Here is a 17,763-nt window from a genome sequence, read left to right on the forward strand (position 1 = left end):
ATGAATTCTGGCGGACTGCCGCGATTGCGCCGCATCGGCGCGCGCGCTCTGCGAACTTGCGTCACAATTCGCCTCTAGAACACAGCGGAACCGCGCAAGGACTCCGAGGCCCGATGCAAGCCAGTGAAGCAAGACGTTTTGTCGTTCTCGACTTCTACCGCTTCGTCGCCGCGCTCGGGGTCTTCATCTTCCATCTGAAGCTTATCGACACGGGCATCTCGCCGGCCTGGAACGGGTCCTATGGGCTGTTTGTGGACATGTTCTTCATCCTGTCCGGCTTCGTGATCTCCTATTCCTATCCTTCAACCTCGACAGGCCTGCGTTCCTACGTGCGCTTCCTCGTCAGGCGGATCGCGCGAATCTACCCCTTGCATCTGCTCACATTGTTGATATTCGCGGCCCTTGCGCTCATGGGCACATCTGGTCCGACCCCGCACGCGAGTTGGCCGGATTTCGTTCAAAACCTCTTCCTCGTGCAGGCGTGGGGCATCACTGATCATCTCAGCTTCAACTCGCCGGCCTGGTCCATCAGCGCCGAGCTTTTCTGTTATTTTTTGTTTCCACTGTTCATGCTGCTGGCCGGCAGGATCTCGCCGATGATGCTCGCGATCGTCGTCGCGCTCTCGTATGGGATCCTCGCCCACGCTCACCTGCCGATCTGGCAGGAACGCTCCCAGATGTATGGGGCAACCTTTGATTTCGGGATGTTACGGGCCCTTCCGAGCTTCCTGAACGGGATTCTCCTCACTGTCCTGTTCCGGCTCTCTAGCGACTATCGCAGGAAGCCCGTCGCATTCGCCGGAATAGCGCTGTTTGCCATCTCGGTTCTGGTCCTCAATGTGTATGCCAAGCCCGACCTTGCAATCATCCTGTTCTCTCTTGCGATCCTCGTCACAGCCACTGGAGAAAACGCTTTCACCAGGTTTCCCGGCTCTGACTGGCTTGGGCGCCTCGGCAACACATCATATGCGATCTACATGGTGCACGAAGTGCTGCTGATCCTGCTTTTCAAGCCGGCTTGGCACTTTCTCGGCCTTCAACCAAGCATGTTTCCCGTGTTTGCGTTGGTCTGCTGCATCGTTCTGACAGTCGTTGCCGACGTGACATATCGCTATGTCGAAAATCCCGCTCGAAAATTGATCAATCGGCTTGCGCCCGGCGATGCAAGATCAGCCCGCATCCCGAAGCCGGAGCCGCTCGATCTTTCCGAGACCGGACAGGCGGCCAAGGCAAGCTAAGTGTGTGCAGGCCAGATCTTGCAGCCGAGCTAGGTCCGCCGCACACGATCCAAGACTTCCCGGCATATCCGCAGCACGGCCGGCCGGGCGACCGCGACAACAACGACAAGGTAAACCGAAGAACCAAGCAGCACGAGCGCGGCGAGACGCAGCCATGGCGACGTGGCTGGAACGGTAACGGAGGCACCAACCACCGCGCATGCCATCACCGCGGAGCCCGCAAGTGCGGGCATCAGCGCCGCGGCATAGGGTCTGATGCCGAGCGACAAGATCCGCATCGAGGCTCCGGCGGATAGTGGATACAGGAACACGGCGCGAGCGACGTAGCCGACAGCAATCGCGATAAGGCCAAACGGCGCAGCGAGGATGAAGATTGCTATGTTCGAAACGGCGTAGATCAGTGTCAGCCAAGTCTGCCAGTGCGGTTTGCCGAACGCCAGGATCACAGAGTGATTGTACAGGCCGATCGTGGTCAGGAATCCGGTGACCGACATGATCGCGAGCAGAGGGGCGGCCTCGCCCCACTTGGACCCGAAGAGATCAACGATTAGGTCCGGCGCTAGAACCGCTATGCCAGCGAAAATCGGCGCCGTCAGCAGCGACGTGTACATGACGAAGTCAACCAGCGTCGAACGCGACGCTTCCCGGTCATGCTGGAGGCCAGCGATGGCCGAAAAAAACACGCGGTTCAACGCCGTTCCGATCACGGTACTCACGGCGTTGACCAGGCGCTTGGCGAGGCTGTAGAGGCCCGCGCCGGCGGCGCCGGTATACCAAGTGACGAAAATCAGATCGGAATTGGCATTGGCGAAGTTCGTGATTCCCGTCAGCGCGACGTAGCGCGCATAACTCAGGAGTTCGATAACAGCCCGACGGCTGACCCGGAGCCGAGGGCGCCAGGGCGTCAGGATCCAGAGGCTGACCAGCGAGATCAACGAAGTCGAGACGAGCTGTCCGACCAGCGCAACCACCCCGTAACCTTGGCTCGCCAGCCCGATCCCAACGGCCCCGCCAACCGAGATCGAAAAAAGCGAGCGAATGGCGAGGGATCGAAAGAGCTGATTGCGCGTCAACCAGGCTTCGTGCGTCCGTGAGAGGCCTTGCACGGCCACCACGATACAAAATCCCTTGAGAACGATGGCAAGATCCGAAAGACCCGACATTCGTTCGACAGCGCCGCTCGAGGCGAACAGTGCGAGCGCGGCAAACAAGGAGAGGCCGGCGATGAGCCAAAACGAGGCAGTATAATCCTCGTCCTTCGGTTCGGCGCGCGCCTGGACGGCAATCGCGATGCTCTCGATCAGGACTGCCCGGCAGAATTCGAGCGCCAGCGCCCCCGATGCAACGATGCCGAGAATCTGCGGCGACAGCAACCGCGCCATGATCATGTAGATTGCGAGCGTGAGAGCCTGCCCGACTGCGGAATCGAGTGCGGACCAAATGACACCCGAAACGATCGAGCGCGGCTTGATGATCTCGTGGCGCAATTGGAAGCCTGTCACAATTTCGAGTTAGACGACGTTCGTCAATGAGCCATCGGCTGCAATGGTCCAATAGTCGCCTTGTTTACGAGGACACTACGGCAAGAAAGCAGCTACAATCCGAGGCAGCATGAATTTCCGAGGCAATCTACGACGGCTGATCAACGAGGTCGGTTGCGACTTTATTCATCAGCTGCCGTATCCGCATGTGGACTTGTTCTTCTGGCGTCCCGACGACGGAACGATAAATTTCGGCGACTATCTTTCGGTCGTCGTCGTTGACCATCTGTTGCGGCATTTCGGCTATACGCTCGCCGACGAGGTGCCACGGCAAACGCGCTTGTTCGCGATCGGCTCCGTACTCCACTACGCGCGAGATGGCGATGTGATCTGGGGAACCGGCGTGAACGGGCGCCCGGGCCAGGACGACCTCAATCGCCGCGTGCAGAACTTGGATGTGCGAGCGGTGCGCGGTCCTCGTACACGAGAGGTTTTGCAGCGTCGGGGCATCGAGGTACCCGAAGTGTTCGGAGACCCTGCGTTGCTGCTTCCTCAGCTGTTTCCGAATCGCTTTCACCCTACTGCCAAGAAGCCGTGGGTGTTTGTTCCGAATTTGCATGATTTGACACTCGTCGACCGGGCCGCCGATACAATGGTCTCACCGCTGGGATCCTGGAATCGGCGAATTGACGCTATTCTCGAAGCAGAACTGGTTCTGGCCAGCTCGCTCCACGGCATCATTGTCGCCGAGGCATTCGGGATACCCGCTCGATACGTGCGCCTGAGCAGCGGAGAGTCCGAGTTCAAATATCGTGACTATTATGAGGGCACCGGCCGGTTCGCAGTCGAGTTTGCCTCAAGCATCGAGGAAGGGCGCGAGATGGGTGGGGCTGCGCGGCTCAACTTTGACCATCGGGCCTTGATGAATGCATTCCCGATCGACCTTTGGAGCGGGCAGAGCTGACATGGCCAAGCGCCTCCGCGTCGCCATCTACGCGCCGCATTTCGCCGAATATTCCTACCGGCTCGCATCTGGATTGGCGCACCATTGCGACGTGCGCCTGGTGCTCAACGCCAAGGACGCGAACCAGCAATGGGAACTTGCCGATATCGCTGTGGCGGCGCCCTTCGAGACACGGGTCCGCGACCTGAGCCTGCGCCGCGGCGGCGCGATCGGCATCCCCGCGTCCTTCATCGACATAATATCGTTTCGTCCGGACATCATTCATTGTCACGAAGTTCCGGAGATCTACACGTCCAAACTAGTTCAACTGCTCCGCCCATTCGGTATTCCTCTGGTGCTGACGGTTCACGATGCGATTCCGCATTCGGAGGGCGGCTCCGGCACCTCGCCACGTGAGGATGCTTGGCGCGGACGCATGCGCGCCGCGGCATCGGTCGTCACGACGCACGGCGAAAGCTGTATTGCCGATTTTCGCCGCGCCTCGCCCGACTTCAAGGGTGAAACAGTTTCCAGCATGCACGGCGTGCTCATGGTTCCGGCAGCCAAGGGCGCACTCGCCGAGCCGGAATCCGCGCGAATCCTGTTCTTTGGACGGATGTGGGCTTACAAGGGCCTGGACGTGTTCATCGATGCGATCGACATATTGGCTCAGCGTGGCGTGGCGCATGAAGCGATCGTCGCCGGCCGCGGCCCAGAGATGACACGGCTCGGTGCGCGGATGGAAGCGATGCCGACGGTCAAGACGATCAACGCCTATATTTCGCCTGCGGAGACCGGACGATTGTTTCAATCCGCCACCGTGGTCGCCCTGCCCTATAAGGATGCAACGCAGAGCGGCGTGCTTGCATCAGCTTACGGCAACTCTCGTCCAGTCGTTGCCAGCGCCACCGGCGGCATCCCCGACGTGGTAACCGACGGAGTCAACGGGCTGCTGGTTCCTCCGGGCGATGCGGCGGCACTCGCCGACGCACTCGAGCGCGTGCTGACGTCAAAACCTCTCGCCGCGACATTAACCGAGGGCGCACGGCAGACCGCTGCTGGCCCGCTGAACTGGGACCGCATCGCCGAGCGGCTACTTGGGTCCTATCACAGGCTTGCCGGTCGTACCGTCAGCTGACCGCGACAGGCGCTGCGGCTCAAACCGATTGCTCGATCTGGCGTCGAAAGAACATTCCGCGGATCGCGCCATCCAGCAGGCGCCTCAGCCTGACCTCGATCAACTCATAGCTGATCGCGCTCGCGACCAACGACATCACCAGCCCGAGCACGATGAAGGCGGCCCATAGCAGCCACCGATCGACGCCGACAGCGACCAGCTTCAGGCCGATCACCTGCAAGGGGAACAGCACGAAGGGATGCACGAGATAGAGGCTGTAGCTGATCTTGCCGACATATTGCAGGGCGGGCGCGCTCAGAACCTTGCCGAAGCCTGATTCCGGAGCGAGCACCATGCCGAACAAAAGAAATCCGGGAATGAGCCCCACGAAGGGGTGAAACAGCACGAGGCTCGCATACAGGGCGGCCCCGCAAGCCAAGCCCGTGAGCAAGCCGAAGGGCCCGGGGATCGAGATACGAAATCCGGTCGCGCTGAACAGCATGCCGATGCAGAAGAACGCGGTGATCGGCCAATGCATCAGGCAGGCGACACCCAGCAGGATCAAGGGCCCCGCTAGCAGCCTGCCCCCACCGCGCCACATCGAGAATGTCAGCGCAAACCAGATGTAGAACGCCCACTCATAGGTCAATGTCCAGGCGTTCTGCTGGGCAATCGGCAAGCCGAGCGCGTCCTGCACGAAGAACAGGTTGGCCGCGAAGATCGCGAGATAGCTGGTCAGATCAATCCCGCGGAAGAATTTGTAGCCCACGATCGGCCCGATCGCGAACAGCGCCAGATGCAGGACGACGAACACCGGCATGATGCGCAGGACCCGGTCGTAGAAGAACCGCGACAGCGACCCGTGACGCACGAGACTTGCCGGGATCAGGAAACCGCTGATCATGAAGAACAGCTCGACACCATGGCCGCCGACATTGATCACCGATTGCAGCCAAGCCCAGAGCGGCGGCAGGAATCCTGGATTCGGGATGTCGTACATGCCGGCCTTCGGCATGTCATAAAAATGGTCCATCAGCACGCTCAGCGCCGCGATGCCACGAAGGCCCTGGACCGAAGGAAGGAACGATCCATCGTACGCAGCGCCCTGCTGGTGCGGTGCCTTGATCACTCTGCCGCACCCTGGGTACTGAGCGCAGGCTCGAGGATGACCGGCTTTCTTCGCGCGGAGCGGAACCTCTGTCCGAAGGAAATACTGGGCTTCTCGATGAATGCGTATGTCATCCAGCTCACCAGGATCGACAACGCCAGGATCACGATCAGGAAGATCGACCATCCGAGCGGCCCGTCGCCGAACCAGACGAGGCGATGGACGAAGACGATCACGAACGGCGACATCAGGTAGACCGAATAGCTGATCACGCCGACGAATGCCATCGGACGCCAGGCCATTCGTTCGCCGAACAGGGCAAAGCCGATGAAGACCAGCGCCGCGCAGACATAGGCCGATCCGATCGAATAGCTGTAGAAGAAATTCTCGTGATACACGCCTCCGAACCGGCGGTCGGACAGGGTGATCGCGAAGATCGCATACGTGAGCGTGCAGACGGTCACATGGGTCCATCGCAACTTTCCGCCGATGACGGTGTCGCGGATGATCTTGCCCAGGAACATCGCCGAGAGGTTCAGCCCGACCTCCATGACCGAGGAGACTGCCCTGCTCTCAACGAAGAGTGCAGCGCTGGTTCCGACCACCGCGGCCGCAACGACGATGGTCACCGCCGTGAGGCGCCGGTTCAGCAACCCCATCGCAAAGAGAAGCGTACATCCGGCGTAGAACAACAGCTCGATCGCCAGGGTCCAATAGAACACCCAGAGGTTCGGGACGTTCACGAAGGTCTGCAACATCGTTACGTTGGCGGCGATCTGTCCGAGCGGATAGATCTTCGAATCCAGCAGTTGCATCGTCACGAGCCCGACCACGAGCGAGGTCCAATAGGCCGGGTAGAGCCGGAAGAAGCGGCTGATCGCAAAATCCCGCACGGGCGTGGCGCTGTCCGGGAAGCTGAACGGAATGACGAAGCCGCTGACGAAGAAGAACAACACCACGCCGAACCGGCCGAAGTTCATGTAGTAGCCGAACACATCATGGATGGGCCAGTAATAGGAACCCGTCGGGTGCTTTTCGACGATCACCTCGAATACATGCTGGACCAGGACCGACAATACGGCGATGCCGCGCAACGTGTCGATGAATGCGAGCCGTTTATGCATTGTTCGTTCTCACCTGCTTCCGCTCGCCGCCGGCATATCCGGGCGGAAGCCTTCCAGTGACGGCATCGGCGGCCGCATCACAATTGGCACCGTGTCGCCCGCCCGTGCGGAGGCCGTACGCCGCGAGAACACCTCGCTGAAGCTCAATGCGATGATCAGGAGGCCGGAGGCCGGGCCGTAGTTCAGCACCGTGATCGTGAACAGATTGACGACGAAGAGCAGCGTCAGCTTGTAGACGTCGGTCGCACCGAAAGTCGCGCGAAACACCATCACCATGAACGCCGCGAAAGGAAGTCCGAACATCAGGTAGGTACCGATGTAGAAATTGTCGACCGGTACCCAGAAATGGGCGAGCGGCGAGAACAGTTTTTGCGGATAGTTGAAGCAGCCCGCCCCGCAGCCGGTCACCAGACCGATCGGCATGAGCTGGTTCATGTAGACGAACGGCAACTGCCAGCTGTTGTTGATGCGATCGACGATGCTGAACAAGGTCGAATGCGGCACGGCCGCGGTGCCGGAGGCGACCACGATCATGAAGAACGGAACCAGGATCGCGGCAAACGACCACAGCGCGATGGTCCGGATCGCGGGGAAGCGCGATCTCTCGGGAAGCATTCGCACGAACACCAGCAAGATCAGGTACAGAACGAGGACGATCATGGTCGTCTTGCTCGTGGTCAGGCGAATGGCATAGATGGCGATGGAGCCGAATACGAGGCACCACGTGGTGCTCATGCGAATGGACGTGATCGCAAACGACACCAGGATGAAGAACGCAGCCATGGTATTGTCGGCTGCAAAGCCCATCAGGCGCTGGTCGTCACCGCCATAGGCCCACCACAACCGGCCAGCCTCGCGCACCGCGCCGAAGGACTCGTATTTGAATCCTACCCAGGGCATCAGGTAGAATTTCGTCAGGAAAACGCCGATCACGGACAGATAGAAGGTCACCGCGATGACCGACAGCAGCTTCCGGTACGAGCCAAGGCTCGAATCGCAGAAGCAGAATCCGACGAACACCGGGAGCATCATCTTGAACGACGAAATCGCAGCGTTCATCGTTCCCATAAAGAAGTAGCCGAGTACAAGCGACAGCATGATCTGGACCAGCACCAACAGCGCCAGGGTGCTGCGATTGCGCAAGATGCAATGCACAAAGAACTGGGCGAGACACAGAAGCGCGACGCCATCAGGCAGGTACCAGAGCGGATCCACGTGATAGATGCTGGTGTAATAGCGGATCACGCCGCCGAAGGCGTCGCGGACCAGATAGACCCCGAGCGCGATTGCCTCGATGTTGAGGCTGATCAGCGTGATTCTGGGCCGTTGCAGCGCGAGCATCGTCATGTCCGGCTCAGTTCGTCTGCCGCGCGGGGGACGCCGAGAAGTCGGATCGGCTTCCAAGAACGTTCCGCATCAGCCTGCCGCCACCGATTTCGACATAGAGATAGGTGAAGTGGGACACTGCCAGCACGGCGGCCAATGAGACCACGAGATTCAGCGTGGCCGGCAGGCCCGCCCAGACCGAATCCAGCGCAGCGATCCGCCCCGCCCCCACCGCCCGCACGAAATATTCGGCCAGCAGCACCACAAGTGCGTGTACCATATAGATCGAGTAGGAACGGCGCCCGAGCCAGACCAGCGGCTTGGCCACCAGCATCCGCGGCACCAGCAGCGCATCCGGAAAGGCCAGTAAACTGCCAAGGAAGATCGCGAACGTCACTGGCGCCAGGAAGGTTGACGCAGGACTGGTCTCCGCCAGGGACACCAAAGCGATGCTGGCTATCATGGCGACGAATTGCAGCATGCCCTGCACGGCAGGGCTCGGCTTGGCCGGCAGGCGATCGACGATCCTGACCGTCAGCACGCCCAGGAAGAAGCTCACGAAGCAGCGCAGGATGCCGAAATCGGTCTGAAGCCCGAGGCTCCTCTTGTCGAGCACGAAGATGATGAAGACCAGACTTCCGACCGCAATCGCGCCGCAGAGGACGTAGAACCACAACAGCGAACGCATGCGCTGGGCAAAGAGGACGACCAGGCCGAACACCAGATAGGTGTAGAACTCGACGCTGATGCTCCAGCTCGGCGCATTCCAGCTGAGATAGTCTATAAACCCCATCGAATGCAGCAGCAGGACGTTGAGAACGAAGGAGTATGCATTGTTCACTTCGAACGCCGCCGGCGCGGCCACAACGACGCCCGTCATGACCAGGCTGATACGCAGGAGGCGAAACAACAGATTTGCCATCAGCATGACGATGTGCAGCGGATAGACCCGCGCCAGCCGCCGCACCATGAACTCGCGCAGCGAGAAGCGCCCGAAGTCGCTTTCGACGTAGCTGAGCGACATCACGATCCCGCTGAGAACAAAGAACAGATCGACCAGCAGCCAGGAGCTTCTGAAGAACGCGCAATTGATCCACGCGTTGTGCGGGAACGCCGCGAGGAATGTCGGCATCAGCAGGAGATGGTGAATCACGACCGATGTCGCGGCGATACCCCTGATACTGTCGAGCGGCAGGACATGCGCCTTCTCACGATGAACCAACTCCGTCACATCAACATTCCCAGCTATTGCACCGCAGCAGTGTGTATCAGGACTTGCACATGTTCAATCTCTGCGATCGCGGAGTCGCAATCGACGCATGACGATCGACGATAAATTCAAGGCTCGCAGTCATTCGGACATGCGAGCGCCAAGTTCACGCCACTTTTCGCCGAGACCAGCCGGCGTCGGCGCGCAAATTCGGGCGTGATGATTGCGGGTGTTTGCGTGCAAAGTGTGCGCGAAATTCGGCACTGTTGCGATCAAGGCAGCCGCAGTTGCGCTAATTTTTTTCTCACGCTGATGTCGCACATGTTGCACTGATAAATTTCTCGCGGACGGGAACCAACGAGTAGCCGACGACTTGTGTCGGTTTTGCGACGCCGCTCGCGAGGCCTGCACGCGCAAATGCCTGATATGTTTTCAAGCTGCAACATTCCTAGGCGCAAGCATGCCGATCTCGCAGTCATTGCATATCCTCATTTTGCAACCGACCGAAAAGCAGGCAGTGCAGCCGTCGTCGTCGAGCACCGCACTCAGCTTTTGCGTCGCACAAAAATTGACACAGTTACCTGCCAGGTTTCGCCTGTTCTCCTGTTTGCAACAGTGAGAAAGGGACACGGATGGGCTGCGGACCGACAATTCGTCATGCAAGGCGACGATGGCTACCGATCGTCTTGGCAGCTTCTGCCTTGACCATGTCGAGCATCGATGCTTGCCGCGCTCACTGCGTCGAATTTTCGGATCGTGCCTCGCAGCTCGAACTCGACACGTTCGTGAAATCGCCCTCCTCGCTTCTGGAGCGACTGCGCAACGACAAGGAGAAGCTGAGATTTCGGCTCGCCACCTACATCGCCACGAACCCCTCGGTGTTGCCGTCCGTCCAGACACTCATCTCGGCCTCGGCTTCGAGCGATCGTTCAGCTATCGGCGCGGCGCTGAGGATTGCGGAAGGACGGTGCACGTCGACGCAGCCGGACGCGGCGCGCAAGATCAGGGATTTTGCGCAACGGGTCGGTGATCTCAACGTGCAAGCGGGCTATTCCGCCGCAGGAGAGGACGCCTCGGGCGTCCCGGCTCGGCCGCAAGCCAAGGGCCCGGCGCAACCGGCCCGAGGCGGCGCCCTGCTCGAGGGTGAATTCAAAACCAAGCTGGCGAACCCATTCAAGCCCGTCCCACTTCCGAACTGATCAGCGATCGTCAAAGGACGCGAATTCAAAAATGTACCAGCCCAGAGAACATTTCCAGTCGGGACACAGATTCGGCATCGAATTCGGCGGAGCCGTCCTCAGCTTCGAGCGCGTGGCCGACGTCCTGCGCCGGCAGTGGCCGATCATCGCGGCGTGCACCGGAGCTGCGCTGGCCCTGGTGATCGTCTACCTGGTCATGGCACAGCCGATGTACACCGCGAATGCCCGAATCATGATGGATACGCGTCAGGCGCAGGTGCTGGACAAAGACAGCAACGCCAACAGTGCCCTCATCGATACCGGCTACGTCGATAGCCAGGTCGAGGTCATCAATTCGGACGACCTGATTCTCTCGGTCGTCCGTCGCCTGAAGCTGACGGATGATCCGGAATTCAATGGCTCCAGTCCAGGCTTGCTGTCCATCGTTCTCGGCAAGCTCATGTCGCCGTTTGGCTCTGGCGAAGCTGCGTCCCAGGAGCGGCTCGAACACGCCGTGGTCGAGCAGGTTCAGAAGAACCTGAGAACGGAACGCGTCCTGACGACGTATGTCTTGTCGATGAACTATCGCTCGCGAAGCCCCGAGAAGGCCGCCAAGATCGTCAACGCGATCGCCAATGCCTACCTCGTCGGCGCCCTGGAAGCCAAATATCAGTCCACCAAGCGGGCAACCGAATGGCTTCAGCAGCGCAGCATCGAGCTGAGCGAACAGGCAACGGCCAGCGACCGCGCCGTGCAAACCTTCAAGGCCGAGCACAACATCGTCGGGACCAGCCGCGGGCTGATGTCAGAGCAGCAATTGTCGGACCTGAATACGCAGCTGGTTCAAGCGCGGGCGGCGACCGCCGAGGCCAAGGCTCGTCTCGACCGGATCGACGCGATCTCCGACCAGGATGTTGCGCAATCAACCGTGACGGACGCTCTCAACAACTCGGTCATCACCCGCCTGCGCGCCCAATATCTCGACCTTCAGGCCCAATATGCGGATTGGTCGCGACGCTACGGCAAGCAGCATCTTGCGACGGTCAATCTGGCCAACAAGATGGAGGAGCTGCGCAAGAACATCGCCGACGAGCTGCGTCGGATCGGAGATGCCTATCGCAGCGACTATGAGATCGCAAAGAGCCGGGAGGCATCGCTCGAGAAAAGCGTGAAGGAACTCGTCGCCCAGGCCGGCGATTCCGGCCAGGCCGCAGTCAAGCTGCGCGATCTCGAAAGCGCCGCCGACACCTATCGCAACCTCTACAACAACTTCCTCGAGAAACTGCAAAGCGCGACGCAGAATCAGAGCTTCCCGCTCAGCGAGGCGCGCCTCATCAGCACCGCCACCAAGCCGGATCGCAAGAGCTCGCCGCGTACGGTTCTGGCCCTCGTCGGCGGCCTGGTCGGCGGCCTCTGCCTCGGCTTTGGCGTCGCATTTGGGCGCGAACTGCTCAGCGACGTCTTGCGGACCCCCGCCGAGGTCGAGGAGGAGCTCGGGGTCAAGTGCCTCGGCGTGCTGCCCGACATTCGTCCGCCGACGACGACCGGCGCGTTGCTTTCCGCGTCAGGCAAGACGAGTTCACCGGATCTGTCCCGCTACGTCGTCGATCATCCATTCTCGCGATTCGCCGAGACGCTGCGCAACATCAAGGTATCGATCGACGTTGCGCGCCTGACCCGCGAGATCAAGGTCATCGGCATCGTGTCTTCCCTTCCCAAGGAAGGAAAAACCACGGTGGCGGCCAACTTCGCGCAGTTGATCGCCCTCACCGGACATCGCACGGTCCTGATCGACGGCGATCTGCACACGCGCTCGCTGACCCGAGAGCTCGCCCCCAACGCCAAGAGCGGACTGGTGGAAGCTCTCGCCGACCCGGCGAGCCTCGGCTACCATGTGCAGCGAAGCAAGGAAACGGGCCTGGATTTCCTGCCGTCCGTCGTGGCGTCCCGCATGGTCAATTCGGCCGACGTCATCGGATCGAAGGCGATGGCCGAACTGCTCAAGGTGCTGAGAGAGCACTATGAATACATCGTGATCGATCTTGCCCCAGTGATGCCGGTGGCGGATTCGAAGGCCTTCAGCCTCCTGATCGACGCCATGGTCTACGTGATCGAATGGGGACAAACGACGCGAAGCGCTGTTCAGGAGTCGGTTTCCGGCTCGGAAGTCCTCCAGAAGAAACTGCTCGGCGCCGTGCTCAACCGCGCCAACCCGAAGATGCTCAAGCGCATCGAGGCGTACAAGGGCAAGCACCACAACAGCTATTACGTCGAGCACGCCTAGGCGGCGCGGCGCCGCGCTCGGCCGAACTGTAACGCCCCCGGGCCCGCTGCCCATTTTGGCAGCGGGCTTTTTTGCGTCTTGCGGAGCTGTCGCTGGAAGGCGATCGAATGGGCCTTCGCGCACCAGCCGGGGATTGGCCACCGGACTGCCCAGGCCTCCGTATTCGTCCGGAATCCACAACTTGCAGCTATTGCTCTAGCCAAAAGCAAGGATTGACGAAGGCGGTGCTGGCTAGGACAGTGCGCTAATTGGCAATCATCTCTCGATAAGACGAGACAATCCGGTCCTCAATGCCTCAAAATGCCGAGACTTTGGGCATCTTTCTTTCTGAGTTCCCTGGGGCTAATCTCGGCTCATATTTGTAGTTCTTTTCCGGCGGGCTCGGAATGCTGATCGTCCTGACGATTTTGACTATTTGGGTTCTGCTCAACATTCTGTTCGTGTTGATCGTGGTTCCCCCACGCAAGCCGCGTCGGCAGTCGACGGCGACGACGCTTTCGCCGGCGCCCATCGACCCCAACCAACGAGAGATCGAGCAGGACGAACCCTTCTCGGTTCGTCATGTCATCGTCTCGGTCGCGATGGGAGCTTTCTTCGTGTTGGTGCCGCCGTTGCTCGCGTTGCGCGATGCGATCATGCGGCTCTTTGGCAGGTCGTAGCGAGATGAATCCTGATCGGGCTTAGACGGCGGTTCCAGATTATCGGCAAATTGAGCGGCTAGTACGCTTCCTGGAACATCACTGCGGATGCGGTGCGGGCCATGATCTTCAGATCGAGCCAGATGCTCCAGTTGCTGACGTACCAGACATCGTACTCGACCCGCTTCTCCATCAGATCGATCGTCGGCGTTTCTCCTCTGAACCCGTTCACCTGGGCCCAGCCCGTCAGGCCAGGCTTCATGTGGTGCCGGTAGACGTATTTGCTGATGAGCTCGTCATAGTAATTGTCATGGGCCAGCGCGTGCGGGCGCGGCCCAACCAGTGACATATCCCCGCGCAGCACGTTCCAGAGCTGCGGCAGTTCGTCAATGCTGGTCATGCGAAGGAACCGTCCGATCTTTGTGACCCGGGCATCCCTCTTGGTCGCTTGCGTAACCGTCTCGCCGTTCTCGCTGACGGTCATGGTTCGGAACTTCCAGATCTCGAACGGCCTCCCGTTAAAGCCGCGCCGCGACTGCCGGAAGATGACGTTCCCCGGGGAGTCGAGCTTTATCAGCATGGCAACGGTCAGCAGCAGCGGCGTCAGCATCACAAGCGCGAACACGGCCACGCCAACGTCGAGACAGCGCTTTTGCAACCGCTCAAAAATCGAGAGAGGCGGCCGCTGGATTTCGACCGCGACGGTTCCACTGACCGGCAGAAATGGGCGGGCTACCAGATCAGCGACCGGATCGTCCGGCAGCAGGCGTATGGGCTGTGGGACGGCGCGCAAATATGGCGCCAGCTTGCGGAGCATCGGCAATTCGTTCCAGTCGAGCGCAACCAGATATTCGTCGACATCGGCCGAGCGCGATTGCCGGATCACGTCGCGAATCTGTCGCTCCCATTGGCCGTCGTCCCGATCGGCGCCGAGCACGAAATGGCGGGTGACATCGAAACCATTCCTTCGCAGGTCCTTGAAGCGGCTCGAGGTGAAATCGAGCGGCTTGAGGCTGAGCAGGATCACCTTGCGATCGACCAGCCGGCTCCTCGCAAAGTTCGTGCCGAATACCGCCTGCCAAACGAAGCGAAGGCTGATCAAGCCAAATCCGCCGATCACGGCGAACACGAGGACGGTGCCGCGGGAGAGATTGTCCGTCGATTTCAGCAGGAAGGCCGCAACGGCGAGGATCGTCAGCGACGTCAGCCAGATAAACACGGCCTTGCGCAGCTGCCAGACGACATTGAGCAAGCGGTGCGTGGCATAGACGTCCCGGAAATAGGCGACCGCGACGAACACGACGCCGACAAATAACCCCGCCCCTACCGAAGCGCCATCGGGCGAAGCAACGGCCGCGCCGTAGAGCGAAGCTCCGGCGGCATAGCTCAACAGGATCAGCAGAAAGTCGGCAGCCATGACGACGATTTGAAATGGCCTCTGAAGCGAGCCGCCGCGCGTCGACGATAACGCGTGGGCGCTTTCAGAACCATAAGTTGCAACAGCCATTCGTACCTCTGTCAATCGAGAGAGTGCCTGACGCCCATCGTGATGCTGAAGACTCGTCAACTTCTCCGCACGGAAAGTGTTGGCTGATCGCAGCGAGATTGTGGCGCTGCACGCAAAACTTTTGCGGCGCATGGATGATGCGCGATGTTGAAATGCGCAGCAAAATTCGATGCGCTGAAAAAGTCGTCACAGTGATGACATACGAGCGAACGTGTTGCCCTATTTTGAATCAAGTTCCGCGTCCAACGCGACGTCCGGTGGTCGCGCGAGCGCCTCGTCGCTCATCTTTCAGGCGATGCAATCTTCCGATCGGGCGCAAAGAATCATTTGCGAGAATTTCGAGGGATTTCTACCTTGGCGTGCGCCGCGAGATTTGCCTAGGCATGCATCTTTGCCGCGCTCTCGCGTTCAGCGATGCAATCCTGCGGACCGATCGTTGGTGCTGCCCAGCGACAACATGGTGGGCAAGAAGTACCGCCCTTCTTTTGGCGTGATCGAACCGGAGAACAAGGACGCTCCCTCACCGCACTCACGTTGTTCGTGTTGGATGGAAGCTCTCCGGTGCCGGCGACTTGGGGAAATTTTTCGACGACCCAATCGATTGAGTGCCATGATATCTCTCGCCCGACCACGCCCGCCCTTCCCCAAACCTCAATTGCCGGAGGGAGTTCGCATCTATGCGATCTCCGATATTCACGGATGCGCCCATCTGCTCCAGCCTATGTTGCGGGTGATCGACGCCGACGTTGCCCGCAGCCGGCCGCGCTATGCGATCGAGGTCTTCATGGGCGATTACATCGATCGCGGCCCGGATACGCGCGCCACTCTCGACGTCCTGGTCGAACGGAGCCGCCGGGGAAACGCAGTTTTCCTCAAGGGAAACCACGAGGCATTCCTCGTGAGGGTGTTCGAAGATCCTTCGCTGTTCGAGGACTGGATTGCCTTCGGCGGGACCCAGACGTTGATGTCCTACGGGCTTGCCCCACCGGACCTGAAGCGCGACGAGCCGGCATCGATATTGCGCAATTTAATTCGGGCAATGCCAACCGAACATCTGGAATTCCTGGACAATTTGCGGCTGAGCTTCAGTTGCGGCGACTTCTTCTTCGTTCACGCCGGCGTCCGCCCGGGCGTTGCACTGGCCGAGCAGACGGAGCGCGATCTGCTCTGGATTCGCGAAGAGTTCCTGCGGAGCGAGGACCAGTTCGGCAAATATGTCGTGCATGGACATACGCCGGTCCGCAGTGCCGAATTCCTGGCCAACCGCGTCAACATCGACACCGGCGCCTATGCAACCGGCAACCTCACCCTGATGAGCATTCAGGGCAGCCGCATGCTCGCGGTGTGAGGTGGCGACAACCGCCCGGCGCTGACGCACGAGACGGCTTCGCAAGGAAATGACCGGGTTTTATCCGCAACTCCGGGTCAAACCCTAGTTGAGCAACGGCGGCTTCTCCAGCCGCGCACGCGTGTGCGCCATCCAGTCGCTCCAGGCACGTTCGTGCTTGATGTAGAGTTCCACCCAGCGTTCGCCATGCTGGGCCTGACGGACGCGCGCCGCTTCGCCCATCAAGTCGGTATCCGGCTTGTCTAGCGCTTCGAACTCGATGGTTTCCGAGATCGTCAGACCAACGAGCACGCGCTGTCCGGCGCCATCCACGATGTAGCGTCGCGGAGCATCCTTCTTAGGCTCGCTCATCTCGTCATGCCCCGTCGTTTCGGTGTGTGAAGCTGGATGCCGACAACGAATTGGACGACATCTAAAAGGCACGCCGGGCGTGGCCGAACGTCGAGGTGGGTTGGGACGCCCGGTGTGAGGCGCCGTAGGATGCGTGCGCACCTCTTCGTTGGACGCGCCAAGCGCTCAGCGCGTATCCAAGAATGAGGCCAGCGCCGAAAATGGAAGCGGAGACAAACGCAGAAGTCATGGAGTCGCCCTGGATAGTCCTGTTCACATCAAGAGCGATCAGTGTGTCGACATCATGGTTCTTGATCACTCATGGGCGCCGAAAAATTGTTCAAGGTCCGATCCCTTGTGTGCATGAAGCACTCGTGCCGAGCCCGCAGGGCTCCGCCACATCTGCCTCGATCGGAGACGATCACCGAACACTCTGCATAGCGACCACTTTGTAAGAGGGAAGGACACGCTCCGCGGCTCGGCCGCACATTGGCCGAGCAGATGCGTCGACCAGACCTCGTCCCAGGACGAGGAATTTCGGGCAGTTCGATCGAGCCATGCCCTTGCAACCGTTCGGCAGCCGTCGCATTATTTCCCATCGCATTTCAGAGGGATTCAAACCAATGAACTTCCGCGCCCTTATTCCAACCATTGCCCTGGCCGCCCTTGGCCTTACCGTGACTGCATCCGTCGCGTCGGCCGCCGAGCTCGCGCTTGCTCCGTCACATCGGGCGGCCGCCGTCCAGGGCGGTGTTGTGCTGTGGGATGACGTTTACCCGCCCGCGATCTATGGTCCCCAGCTTCGCCCGGTCGAGGAAGTCGCAGCCATGAAGGCGCAGGCACGGCCCGTGTCCCAGCGCTGGTGGGGATATTGGTACGTCCGGTAAGCCGAACCACTTTGGCCAGCTAAGCCCGTCCCAACTCACGATCA

15 protein-coding genes are annotated in these 17,763 nt (G+C 60.2%); 8 read left to right on the forward strand and 7 right to left on the reverse strand.

Translation table 11 applies throughout. The annotated features are described in order from the left end of the window. Positions 1-56: 56 nt before the first annotated feature. A complete protein-coding gene (locus IVB28_RS25785) occupies positions 57-1,238 on the forward strand; it encodes an acyltransferase (RefSeq protein WP_247529905.1) in 1,182 nt (393 codons plus the stop codon). A 29-nt stretch (positions 1,239-1,267) separates the two neighbouring features. Here the strand turns inward: IVB28_RS25785 and IVB28_RS25790 are convergent, their stop codons facing one another. Next, on the reverse strand, positions 1,268-2,725 hold the full coding sequence (locus IVB28_RS25790) for a lipopolysaccharide biosynthesis protein (protein WP_247529906.1): 1,458 nt from the start codon (positions 2,723-2,725) through the stop codon (positions 1,268-1,270). 124 nt (positions 2,726-2,849) lie between these two features. Here IVB28_RS25790 and IVB28_RS25795 point away from each other — a divergent pair, with 124 nt between their 5' ends. Both IVB28_RS25795 and IVB28_RS25800 read left to right on the forward strand, forming a co-directional pair. Beyond that, the gene (locus IVB28_RS25795) at positions 2,850-3,683 is read left to right on the forward strand and encodes a polysaccharide pyruvyl transferase family protein (protein WP_247529907.1); all 834 of its coding nucleotides are present in this window, start codon (positions 2,850-2,852) and stop codon (positions 3,681-3,683) included. A gap of 1 nt (position 3,684) precedes the next feature. Next, on the forward strand, positions 3,685-4,800 hold the full coding sequence (locus IVB28_RS25800; protein WP_247529908.1) for a glycosyltransferase: 1,116 nt from the start codon (positions 3,685-3,687) through the stop codon (positions 4,798-4,800). Positions 4,801-4,819: 19 nt separating this feature from the next. Here IVB28_RS25800 and IVB28_RS25805 read toward each other — a convergent pair whose 3' ends face one another. From IVB28_RS25805 to IVB28_RS25820, 4 genes are read right to left on the reverse strand one after another with little or no spacing between them, the layout of a single operon-like run. After that, positions 4,820-5,908, reverse strand: a complete 1,089-nt coding sequence (locus IVB28_RS25805; protein ID WP_247529909.1) for an acyltransferase — start codon at positions 5,906-5,908, stop codon at positions 4,820-4,822. Beyond that, a complete protein-coding gene (locus tag IVB28_RS25810) occupies positions 5,905-7,011 on the reverse strand; it encodes an acyltransferase (protein ID WP_247529910.1) in 1,107 nt (368 codons plus the stop codon). The genes IVB28_RS25805 and IVB28_RS25810 overlap by 4 nt, the downstream gene beginning before the upstream one ends. A gap of 9 nt (positions 7,012-7,020) precedes the next feature. Continuing rightward, entirely contained in the window at positions 7,021-8,358 is a 1,338-nt protein-coding gene (locus IVB28_RS25815) for a hypothetical protein (protein ID WP_247529911.1), read from the reverse strand. 7 nt (positions 8,359-8,365) lie between these two features. Beyond that, the gene (locus tag IVB28_RS25820; RefSeq protein WP_247529912.1) at positions 8,366-9,568 is read right to left on the reverse strand and encodes an acyltransferase; all 1,203 of its coding nucleotides are present in this window, start codon (positions 9,566-9,568) and stop codon (positions 8,366-8,368) included. 611 nt (positions 9,569-10,179) lie between these two features. On the opposite strand from IVB28_RS25820, the gene IVB28_RS25825 reads away from it, so the two are divergent. The 3 genes from IVB28_RS25825 to IVB28_RS25835 all read left to right on the forward strand — a co-directional run bounded on the left by IVB28_RS25825 (position 10,180) and on the right by IVB28_RS25835 (position 13,668). Beyond that, the gene (locus tag IVB28_RS25825; RefSeq protein ID WP_247529913.1) at positions 10,180-10,746 is read left to right on the forward strand and encodes a hypothetical protein; all 567 of its coding nucleotides are present in this window, start codon (positions 10,180-10,182) and stop codon (positions 10,744-10,746) included. Between the two features lie 31 nt (positions 10,747-10,777). Beyond that, entirely contained in the window at positions 10,778-13,009 is a 2,232-nt protein-coding gene (locus IVB28_RS25830) for a Wzz/FepE/Etk N-terminal domain-containing protein (protein WP_247529914.1), read from the forward strand. Between the two features lie 386 nt (positions 13,010-13,395). Next, positions 13,396-13,668: a hypothetical protein gene (locus tag IVB28_RS25835; RefSeq protein WP_247529915.1), complete on the forward strand. Its 273-nt coding sequence runs from the start codon at positions 13,396-13,398 to the stop codon at positions 13,666-13,668. Positions 13,669-13,726: 58 nt separating this feature from the next. Here the strand turns inward: IVB28_RS25835 and IVB28_RS25840 are convergent, their stop codons facing one another. Further along, positions 13,727-15,154, reverse strand: a complete 1,428-nt coding sequence (locus IVB28_RS25840) for an undecaprenyl-phosphate glucose phosphotransferase (RefSeq protein WP_346730770.1) — start codon at positions 15,152-15,154, stop codon at positions 13,727-13,729. A 610-nt stretch (positions 15,155-15,764) separates the two neighbouring features. Here IVB28_RS25840 and IVB28_RS25845 point away from each other — a divergent pair. After that, positions 15,765-16,502, forward strand: coding sequence for a metallophosphoesterase (locus IVB28_RS25845; RefSeq protein ID WP_247530170.1), 738 nt, complete (start codon positions 15,765-15,767; stop codon positions 16,500-16,502). An 84-nt stretch (positions 16,503-16,586) separates the two neighbouring features. On the opposite strand, the gene IVB28_RS25850 is transcribed toward IVB28_RS25845, so the two are convergent. Next, positions 16,587-16,853: a hypothetical protein gene (locus tag IVB28_RS25850; RefSeq protein WP_247529918.1), complete on the reverse strand. Its 267-nt coding sequence runs from the start codon at positions 16,851-16,853 to the stop codon at positions 16,587-16,589. A 536-nt stretch (positions 16,854-17,389) separates the two neighbouring features. Here IVB28_RS25850 and IVB28_RS25855 point away from each other — a divergent pair. Continuing rightward, the gene (locus IVB28_RS25855; RefSeq protein WP_247529920.1) at positions 17,390-17,719 is read left to right on the forward strand and encodes a hypothetical protein; all 330 of its coding nucleotides are present in this window, start codon (positions 17,390-17,392) and stop codon (positions 17,717-17,719) included. Positions 17,720-17,763: the final 44 nt, after the last annotated feature.

This window comes from Bradyrhizobium sp. 199, assembly GCF_023073355.1.
Taxonomy (GTDB): domain Bacteria; phylum Pseudomonadota; class Alphaproteobacteria; order Rhizobiales; family Xanthobacteraceae; genus Bradyrhizobium.